The 8,536-nt window shown below is 70.6% G+C and carries 10 protein-coding genes; 4 read left to right on the forward strand and 6 right to left on the reverse strand.

What is annotated here, in order from left to right:
- From E1266_RS32670 to E1266_RS32680, 3 genes are all read left to right on the forward strand, one after another.
- The coding region (locus E1266_RS32670) for a hypothetical protein (RefSeq protein WP_207946053.1) at nucleotides 1–742 on the forward strand (742 nt) is incomplete at its 5' end.
- 25 nt (nucleotides 743–767) lie between these two features.
- Entirely contained in the window at nucleotides 768–1,463 is a 696-nt protein-coding gene (locus tag E1266_RS32675; protein ID WP_132053712.1) for a hypothetical protein, read from the forward strand.
- Between the two features lie 109 nt (nucleotides 1,464–1,572).
- Complete coding sequence (locus E1266_RS32680; protein WP_207946054.1) at nucleotides 1,573–2,784, forward strand: C40 family peptidase; 1,212 nt, start codon at nucleotides 1,573–1,575, stop codon at nucleotides 2,782–2,784.
- Nucleotides 2,785–2,892: 108 nt separating this feature from the next.
- Here the strand turns inward: E1266_RS32680 and E1266_RS32685 are convergent, their stop codons facing one another.
- The 5 genes from E1266_RS32685 to E1266_RS38440 form a co-directional block, all read right to left on the reverse strand.
- A complete protein-coding gene (locus E1266_RS32685; RefSeq protein ID WP_132053714.1) occupies nucleotides 2,893–3,309 on the reverse strand; it encodes a hypothetical protein in 417 nt (138 codons plus the stop codon).
- 23 nt (nucleotides 3,310–3,332) lie between these two features.
- A complete protein-coding gene (locus E1266_RS32690; RefSeq protein WP_132053716.1) occupies nucleotides 3,333–3,959 on the reverse strand; it encodes a hypothetical protein in 627 nt (208 codons plus the stop codon).
- A 64-nt stretch (nucleotides 3,960–4,023) separates the two neighbouring features.
- Nucleotides 4,024–4,422, reverse strand: a complete 399-nt coding sequence (locus tag E1266_RS32695; protein ID WP_132053718.1) for a DUF3592 domain-containing protein — start codon at nucleotides 4,420–4,422, stop codon at nucleotides 4,024–4,026.
- Between the two features lie 42 nt (nucleotides 4,423–4,464).
- Nucleotides 4,465–5,883, reverse strand: a complete 1,419-nt coding sequence (locus E1266_RS32700) for a hypothetical protein (RefSeq protein ID WP_132053720.1) — start codon at nucleotides 5,881–5,883, stop codon at nucleotides 4,465–4,467.
- A gap of 376 nt (nucleotides 5,884–6,259) precedes the next feature.
- Nucleotides 6,260–6,403 carry a hypothetical protein gene (locus E1266_RS38440; protein ID WP_165966299.1) on the reverse strand — a complete coding sequence of 48 codons (144 nt, stop codon included), beginning with the start codon at nucleotides 6,401–6,403 and terminating at the stop codon, nucleotides 6,260–6,262.
- Between the two features lie 289 nt (nucleotides 6,404–6,692).
- Here E1266_RS38440 and E1266_RS32705 point away from each other — a divergent pair, with 289 nt between their 5' ends.
- Nucleotides 6,693–7,301 carry an A24 family peptidase gene (locus E1266_RS32705; RefSeq protein WP_243719172.1) on the forward strand — a complete coding sequence of 203 codons (609 nt, stop codon included), beginning with the start codon at nucleotides 6,693–6,695 and terminating at the stop codon, nucleotides 7,299–7,301.
- On the opposite strand, the gene E1266_RS32710 is transcribed toward E1266_RS32705, so the two are convergent.
- The coding region (locus tag E1266_RS32710) for an LCP family protein (protein ID WP_132053724.1) at nucleotides 7,298–8,536 on the reverse strand (1,239 nt) is incomplete at its 5' end. The two genes, E1266_RS32705 and E1266_RS32710, sit on opposite strands and share 4 nt — an antisense overlap.

The raw sequence follows: 8,536 nt of genomic DNA on the forward strand, positions 1-8,536 counted from the left end.
GCGCCGGGGCCGGGGTACGGGGGGCCTGGAGTACGGCGGCCTCGCGGTGGTCGCCGTCCTCGCGGTGGGCGTGCTCGGGTCGTTCGGCCCCGCGGCCGCCGCGGAGCACACGCGGAGCGGGGCATGCGGCCGGTTCGGCTCCGGATGCGGGACCGAGGCCGTCCTCAGCGAGACCCGGCTCGGACGCACCGCCCTGCAATGGGTGGAGGACAACGGAGTTCAGGTCATTTACCGGGCTGGAGGCGCCTCCTACTACGACGGTGACGCCCATGCCTTTTACATCGACACGAACCAGTCGCCGGAAGAACGCGCGAACACGTTCGTGCACGAGGTCAACCATGCCGAACACCATGACGCGGATATCGGCGACCTCGGCCGCGAGGAGTTCGTCGAGCGGTCCATCGACGAGGAGGTCGAGGGCACGGTGGAGGCGATCCAGAACAATCGTCAGCTGCAGCGGAACCGGGGCGGGAACGGCCCCGACACCCTGCTGCAACGGGAGTACGAAGACGCGTACGACGACGCCGTCACGAAGGCCCGCCGCGCCCGCTCCGAACTGGGACTTCCGGCGCTGGACGACGAAACCGCGCGCCGGGCCGGCGAGCGGGCGGGGCGCGAGAGGGTGGAGCAGGCGTTCGCCAATGGAGAGGTGGTTTCGTCGCTCGATGGTGACACGTACGCCGAGAATTATGGGGAGGCATGGGATGACGCTCATAACTGTCTCCTGCGGATCTTCTGCTGACCGGCGCCATTCCCGCCGTCCCGCCGTGAGTGCGGTGCTGGCCCTTCTGGCCCTGCTGCTGACCGGGTGCGGCTCGGCCTCGGGGGCGGGCGGCGCGGAAGCCCCCGCGCGGCCCGGTGAGCAGCTCCGCCAGACGATCGGCAACGGTCTGCTGGAGAGCGGCAAGCGGGAGGAGGCGCGGATCGTCCGGCTGGACGGCACCAGGCTGATCCCGGTCGATGCGCCCGTCCTCCGGAGTTGGAAGATCTACCGCGTCGACCACCGGCAGGGACCGCATCCCGCGCTGCTGCACGTCGCGCTCGGCCATGGCCGGGTGGAGCTGCTGACCGGCGCCCCGGACGCGTTCGGGAAGGTGATGGCCGCCGACGGCGGGACGGTCGAGGACACCGCCACCGCGGTCGCGCTCGCGCGGGTCTACGTCGAGACCACCCGTCCCGGCGGGATCCTCACCTACGTCGTCGGCCGGGTGGAGGACATCAGGTTCCGTCCCGGCATCACCGGGGACGACGCTCGGCACCGCGACGAGATCGTGGCCGAGTACGGTCCGCGCATCAAAGCCCCTGTCGCCGTCGCGAACGGGAAGAAGGGCTTCACCGCGACCGTCTTCGTCGTGCGGGACGAGGCACTCCGGCGCCACGACCTCAAGGTCTCCCCGAAGGGCGCCATCGAAGACGAAGTGAAAACCCTCGTGCCGGACCTCCCGGTCCCCTACACATTCTGAACGTCCAGCGTCATTTCCGGATTGGGTCTCAGGGCCCTGTCGTGCGATTCCCGTGATCTTTACGATCCTAATTCGGGCAACTTCTCGATCTCGTGACGGTGGGGCGCAGATGCTGCGACGTATCAGGTCCGCCGGCCGGTACGGCGGCGACGCGGGGGTCGCGACGTCCGTCCTGGTCATGGGCATGGCCGTGGTGCTGGCGGCGGGCTTCCTGGCGTTCGGCCGGATCGCCCAGGCCGGCGACATGCGCAACCGGGCCCAGATCGGCGCGGACGCGGCGGCGCTCGGCACCCTCGCCCCCCTGCGCGACCAGGCGGTCAACCTGGCGCTGACCGGCATCGACCCGTCGGCGGCCGGTTACTGGGCGGTGGGCGCCTCTCCCGAGTCGGCCGCGGGGAAGTTCGCGGACGAGAACGACGTGCGCGTCACCAAGGCCCGGCTGAGCGGCATGGCCGGTGACACGGCGATGGTGCAGGTCGCCACGAAATGGTGCCAGCTCAAGAACGATGACGAGCTGACCGACAAGGAGCGGGACGACCTCCGCAACCGCCGCAACCTGTGCACGGACGGCACCGGCAAGAAGGGCATCGGCCGGTCGGGGACGGCGACGGCCGTCGCGAAGCTGTTCATTCCGGAGTGCTCGTTCGAGTACTGGGATCCCGACGAGGAGGCGACCGGCCTCGGCCCCGTCCAGCGGGTCGTCTGCGAAGGCGCCGGGGGACGCGTCCAGGTCTTCCCGAACGGCAACCGGGAGAGCGTCACCCGGCTGTTCAGGATCCGGCTCGTCGACGACGAGGACCCGGTCGCCTACAACGGGGCGCCGAGCGGCCTCGGGTCCGCGGGCAGCGGCTCGGTCGTCAACCACTGCGCGACGGACGAGAGCAAGACCCCGGCGGAGGACCTGAGCTTCGGCGCCGCGGTGGTGGCCTGGTCGCTGTGCTGGCTCGGCACCCCGTACGCGTGGGGCGGCGGCAACTACAGCGGGCCCACGCGAGGGATCTGCTGCTCGCCGGGCGGCTACGACGGCCGCAACTACTTCGGCTTCGACTGCAGCGGCCTGACCCTCTACGCCGTCTACCAGGCGTCCAGGGGACGGATCGCGCTCGGCCACTACACCGGCAACCAGATCGCCGACCCGCGCGGCACACCGGTTCCGACGAACCAGCTCCGGCCTGGAGACCTGCTGTTCTTCGGCACGCCCACACCGCACCACGTCGCCATTTACTACGGCGACGGCAAGATGGTCGAGGCGCCGCAGACCGGTGACGTCGTGAAGGTCACCGCGTTGCGGTCGGTGGACGCCGCCCGAAGGTTCGGGTGAGCGCGCGTGCACGGTGCCGGGATACGCGAGTGACCTCGCGGGGAAGGCAGCACGACATCGGCGGCGGCGTGCTCGCCGTGTCGTCCGTCGGCTGAGCTTCCGGACGGGTCAGTAGCCGGTGTAAGCGCCCGCGGAGGAGCGGCGAGCGCGTCGGCGAGCGAGCAGCCACCAGGTCGGTATCGCGCCCAGGAGGCCCGCGACCGCACTGGCCGCGGTGGTCTGGGCGGGGGAGCCCTGGACGACGCCCAGCACGATGCCGAGGAGCGTCGCCAGGCCGGGCACGAGCAGCACGGCCAGGGCGTGCCGGCCGGTGTCGTCCCGCTGCGGGGAGGGGTGCGCCGCGGCGCCGGCGAGGGCCATCAGCGCGAACACGATGAAGGTCGGGAGCGCGGTCCACAGGAGCATGCCCGTGACCGACTCCAGGTCGTCCTCAGAGACGGCCGCGCTGACGGCGATGCCGGCGGTGGCGATGCTGCCGGCGACGAAGACCAGGATGGCCGCCGTCCACGCTCTCACAAGATCCACGTTCGCCTCCGCCGTCCGGGGTGTCAGGGCTTGACCGCGATGCCGCGCACTATCCGGTCCACCAGCGCCGGGGTGAGCCTGCTCGGCAGCCCGGTGAGCCGCACGACGGCCGACTGGCGGTCGCCGATGATCAGGCCGATGTCGACGGCCTTGAGCTGCGCACCGGCCGCGGCCCCGGCGCGGGCCTGGGGATTGGGGTAGGAGTAGTCGACGCGGAACGCCTCGGCGGCGCCCGGGACGTCGATCTCCCGGTTCGGGCCGCGCCGCACCTCGCCCAGGTTGAGCTGGACGACGGTGATCGCCGACTCGGTGACCAGCTTGGCGTTCGGGATCTGGGGCACGTCGGTGATCACGCCGATCCGCGCCTCGACCTCGCCTCCGCCGGTGAGGTCGGCCAGGAAGGACCAGCCCTTCGGCGGCTCGGCCGCCTTCCAATTAGACGGATGGACGATCCGGACGGGACCCGCGGCGGCCGAGGTGAATCCGGCGGGCACCTGCGGCTGCGCGGTCCCCGCGGACCCCGGGCGTTTCCCGGTGCCCTCCGGCTCGTCGCCCGCGCACCCGGTGGCTACGGCCGCCGCGAGCAGGACCGGCAGCACGGCGACCGGCCACCACCGCCGGCCGGATCCCCGCCCAGGCCACGAGTCCATCCGTCTCCGCCTCCTCACGGGCGTCTCCCGGCGACCGGGTCCCTGCCGTCGGGGACCCCGCTCGTCACAGAGCGGCGGCGTTGACCGCCGCCACGGCGGCGCCGATCGCCATGAGCAGCGGCCCCACCGCGAGCAGTTGCAGGTAGTGCACGCCGAGGCGCTCGGCGGTCTCCTCGGGGCCGGCGGGGTCGTAGACGACCGTCACGGGCCTCCCCGGCTTGGGGCCGGGAAAGGAGTAGAGCGAACTGGCCGCCTCGACCTGCCGCCCCTGCGGGGTGGTGAACCGGAACCGCCCCACGCGGCTCGTGGTGCTCGGGCCGCCGGGGCCCATGACCTCGTCCCGTCCGACGAAGACGCCGGTGGCGCGGAGCATCCGCCGCTGCAGCCGCAGCCGCTTCACCACTTCGTAGACGCCGCCGCAGAACACCGCGGCTCCGAGGAGGACGCCGATCAGATTGCCCATCGTTCTCTCCTGCCCGTGGGGTCCGGCGAGCGGCCGCGCGCGTCAGTGGCACTCTTCGAAATCCTTCCACTCTCTGGTGCCTCCAGGGCCCACGGCGCCCAGATACTCGGCGTCGGTGACCTGCCGGCCGGAGTTGGAGACGGCGTAGTTGGCGCCGAGCTTGAGACCCAGCTTGACGTTCGCCCCGTACGAGGCGTCGGACTGGTCGTAGTCGTAAGTCACCCGGGAGGTCTTGCCCTTCTCGAACAGCAGCCGCTGCAGCGGGTGGGCGTCGTCTCCGGGCGGCTCCGTCGGGGCCATGTCGTCCCAGGTGAGGCTGAGCACCTGACCGCCGGGGCCACCGGTGTTGAACGGGTTGAGCAGGTACTCGGTCAGGGTCTCGCGCTCGGCGTCGCTGGTGATCGGCAGAGTGGTGGTGACCGTGGTGGCCTTGCCGTTCACGATGTGGACCTGGGTGAACGACGCGCTCTTGATGTTCCCGTTCCTGTCCTTCGTGATGGTCATCGAGCCGGTGGCGTTCGCCCTGCCCTGCGCGCCGGGGACCAGGTGGTTCTCGCCGTAGTTGACCTCACCCGCCAGCATGAAGGTCATGGACGTGTCGCCGGTCCTCTTGTCGTCCTCGTAGATGACCTTCTCGGTGCCGCTGATGCCGACGTAGGCGTTCAGATTGGGGGTGATGCCGTCGCTGCCGCGGGAGTCGGGGACCTTGTCCTGCCAGGTCTCCTTGCGATGCCTGCCCTGGTACTCCGGCTTGTCCCGGGGGCCGATGCCGAGGCCGGCGGTGAGCGAGCCGCTGACGTCGAGCTGGCCCTCGTAGCGCTGGATGTCCGGCTCGGGGATGTCCGGTCCGGCGAACGCGTCGTAGATGTTGCCGCCGATCGACCCGAGGAGACCGCCGTTCTCCTTCACGGCGTCGATCGAGTACTGCTCCCTGATGTCGTTCATGAACGCGTTGGCGTCGTCCTCGGCGTTCGGCCCCTCGAACACCCAGCCGTCGCCCGCGCCGACGCGGAGCGTGGCGTCCGCGCTGGCGTCCGCCCCGAGATTGAAGATCTTCCCGGCGTTGATGCCGACGCCGATACCGGTGCCCACGCCGCCGCTGACGCCCTTGATCGCCATGACCTTGACCGTCTTCTTGCCGTCGGGGCCGATCGTGGTGAACTTCAGGAACCCGTAGTCGCGGCCGACCGAGAAGATCGCCACCTCGACGGAGCCGCCGTAGCTGTCGCTGGTCAGGCCGGCGAGGCAGGTGGGCTTGAGGGCTTTGTCATGCCGCGACTCGCACTGGCTGTCGTCCGCGGCGAACAGCTTGCAGAGCGCGTACTCGACATCGGCCCCGAACGTGCCGGGCGTGACGAAACTGAAAAGCACGCCGAGCATCAACGCCGCGACGACGATGAGCGCGGCGTACTCCTTGGCGCTCGCACCGGCGTCAGAACGTCGCTCGCGCGGGAGTTCCACCGCGGCCACCCTTCACCGAGAATTCAGCCGAGAAGGTGCGAGATTACGCCGCGGACGAGTGGAGGGGACAGGGCACAGAGACCCAAATCAAAGGCCCAGTCATTCGGGAGCGAAACCCCGGGCCGCCCCGAAATCCAGTGCCTCGGGCGGCCCCGGCAGGTCGCCTATTGGGCCCAGGGACCCAACCGCCCGGATCAGCCGCCAGCGCCCTCGCCGTGGCCTCGACGATCTCCATGGCGATGGCGTCGGCCCGGGTGCCTCGACCTCGATCTCCGGCACCGAATCGGGATCCACGGTCACCCGGATGTGCGCCTCGCCCCGGCGGATATGCCCGTTCACCCACTAGAGGGACGCCGTTCTCCGCCGAGCTCCTCAATCAGGTCGAGAAACGCCTCAGGATCGCGGCGCCGATGGCCGCGGCCGTCACCCCCGCCGTGACAAAGAACGCCAGCGTCATGAGGAACGTGAGTCCGGCGACCACGAACATCAGCACCCGGACGGCCTTCACCTGATTTGGCATGGCATAACCATTGCGTGAGAGCAACGGCGCGCACAACTCTCCGGCGGGCCCGCACCGGCTCAATGCCAATTCGGATTTGGGTCCCAGGGCCCTGGCAGCGGCTCGGGATGATCGTTAGCGTCCGCGTAACGGAGGTCGTGCGGCGGGGCCGTTCTCCGGTGCGCCATGTGACGGCCGACAGCCGGAGGCGGGGGGCACGGAGCCGGGGTCTCCGCCGTGGCCGATCGCCGATTAGGGTGCCGGGGGCGAGGTCAGCGCCGGATCGGGGCGAGGTTCGATGGTCGGGTTGGTGTTGGTCCCGGTGGGGCTGGTCGTCGGCCTGCTCGCCGCGCCGCTGGCGGTGCCGTTCACCGGCGACGTGCCGCGCCGCCGCCGGGTCCTGATGGGCGTGACCGCGGCCGCCGTGTTCGGCGTCCTCGGGTGGCGCGTCGGGCCGGAGCCCGTGCTGGTGGCGCTGCTCTACCTCGCCGCCGCCGGGACGCTGCTCGCCTTCATCGACGGCGCGGTCAAGAGGCTGCCCGACCGCTTCACGCTGCCGTCCTACGGCATCGCGGCGGCGCTGCTGGCCGCCGCGGCGCCCTTCACGGACGACGGGATGCAGCGGTTCCAGCACGCGCTCATCGGCATGGCGGTGCTGTTCGCGCTCTATTTCGTGCAGGCGTTCGTGGCGCCTTCGGGGATCGGAATGGGCGACGTGAAGCTCTCCGGCGTCCTCGGCCTCTACCTCGGCTGGTTCGGCCAGGACGCGTGGATGGTCGGTGTCCTGGCCACCTACCTCATCGGCGGGCTCGCCGGCGTCGGCATCATGATCGTCCGCCGTACCCGGAAGGGCGAGTTCCCGTTCGGCCCGTACATGCTGGCCGGCACGCTCATCGCCGTCCTGCTGTTCCCCGGCTAGCCGCAGAGCTTCTTGCCCGCCCGGACCCCTCCGCCGATCTTGCTGATGGGCGGCGGGGCGAGCCGCACCCCGTTGCTCCCGATGACGAGCCGCACGCCGTCCGGGACGCCGGAGTCGACCGTGAGCAGCGCGTCGGAGACGTCCCGCGCGAGCGCCGAAGCCTGCGCCTCGGCGGACTCCGCGTACCGGAGGCGGCTCTCGGGCTCCTCGGCGGCCTTCTCCACCTTCCGGGCCACCCGGTAGCCGCGCTTCCCGAGCTGCTTCACGACCCGCTCGACGAGGGCGTCCTCGGCGCCCGCGTCGACGACGGTGACCTGCACGTCCTTCGGGCGCAGCGGCGCCTGCCCGGTGCCGGCCGGCTTGGCGGGCTCCGCCGGCAGGTCGTTGTCGTGCCGGACCGCCTCGAACAGCGGCTTGGCCAGCTCGTCGTTCCACTGGACGCGGTTGGGGTCGGGCGCGTACCGCTCGACCGGCACGGTCACGAACCGCACCTGCCCGGCGCTCATCCCCTTGAGCCCGTCGGCCAGCTTCCGCATCGCCGACAGGTCCAGGTCGTCGTCCGTCGTCATCGACTTCGTCGCGGCCTTGAGGAACTTGTACGTCTTCGCCGGGTCGCTGAGCACCGAGTCGGTGGCCTTGTCCGCGACCGCCGCCATGAACTTCTGCTGCCGCTCGATCCGCTCGAGGTCGGACCCGTTCCCGAGCGAGTACCTCGCCCGCACGTACCCGAGCGCCTGGTCGCCCTTGACGGTCTGCTTCCCGGCCTTCAGGTACAGCTCGGCCCTCGGGTCGTGCACGGGCTTGTCGACGCAGATCTCGACGCCGCCCAGCGCGTCCACCATCCGCTTGAACCCGGAGAAGTCGACCTGCACGAAGTGGTCGATGTGGATCCCGGTGAGCGACTCAAGCATCTTCCACGTGCACGTGGGCCCCGCGAACGCGAACGCGGTGTTCAGCATCCCGAACCGCGCCGGAACGGTCCCGCCCCCGTCCTTCTTGCACGCGGGGATCTTCACCATCGAGTCCCGCGGAAAGCTGATCCCGACGGCCTGGTCCCGGTTCGGCGACAGATGCAGCAGGATCGCGGTGTCCGACCGCGCCCCCGACATCCCCGGAACCGCGTACTCGGCGTTGTCGCCCTCCCGGGTGTCCGACCCGATCAGCAGCACGTTGAGCGACTTGTTCAGCTTCTTCGGCCGATCGTCCCCAAGCCGCCCCCCGACGTCCTTCTGCTG

Origin of the sequence: Actinomadura sp. 7K534, assembly GCF_004348575.1 — a bacterium.
Classification (GTDB): Bacteria; Actinomycetota; Actinomycetes; order Streptosporangiales; family Streptosporangiaceae; genus Spirillospora; species Spirillospora livida.